The organism is Xenorhabdus sp. NBAII XenSa04, from assembly GCF_963866145.1.
Taxonomy (GTDB): domain Bacteria; phylum Pseudomonadota; class Gammaproteobacteria; order Enterobacterales; family Enterobacteriaceae; genus Xenorhabdus; species Xenorhabdus indica.
Map to the genome: position 1 here is coordinate 1 of NZ_CAWMEB010000010.1, position 722 is coordinate 722.

The window sequence follows — 722 nt, forward strand, 5'->3', positions numbered from 1 at the left end:
GGTACGTTAATATTACCTCTTTCAATTAAAGAGGATTTGCGGTTATTTTGTAAAAAATATCAAACCAATCTGCATTCTATTTTTTCAGGCCTGGTTGTTATGATGATGTCTGAACTTACCGGGCAGCAAGAGTTGACTTTTAACACGATCACACATGGAAGAAAGAAAAAATTAGAAAAATATGTTGTTGGCATGAGCGCAAATATATATCCAGTGCATTGTCGCATTTCTAATACAGCAAGTGTGATTGAACAGATTAGGCTGATAGAATCCGAGCTGAAAAGTAGTTACTATCACTGTAGATTCCCTCAATCTCATCTTATCCGAATAGCTAATCAACACCGGCTTTCTTTGCCTAATATATCCATTTTTTATGAGCGTTTTTCTGAATCCGCCGCTGAAATTGCTGAAAATCAGTATTACCATGTCGATGGGGTGTTTAATATTTACCCTATCGTCTTTCGATTGAAAGATTATGGATACGATCAGGCACTAAAAATAACAATAGATTACCGACAGGAATATTTTAGTGAACTGGATATCAACAGAATACTTGAGCGATTACAGAATCTATTCGTTGCCTTGATTAACAATCCTGCATTGTTAGTCAGTGAGTTACCCATTTTATTGGAGCCAGAACGCCAGCTATTACTGCATAACTGGCACCAGCCCGATATCGCGTATCCGCAAGACCAGACTCTCCAGCAGCAATTTGAATCTCA

1 protein-coding gene is annotated in these 722 nt (G+C 37.8%); it reads left to right on the plus strand.

The window, feature by feature from the left end:
• Positions 1-36 precede the first annotated feature (36 nt).
• On the plus strand, positions 37-722 hold a 686-nt coding region (locus tag AAC147_RS00900; protein WP_231571544.1), incomplete at its 3' end, for a condensation domain-containing protein.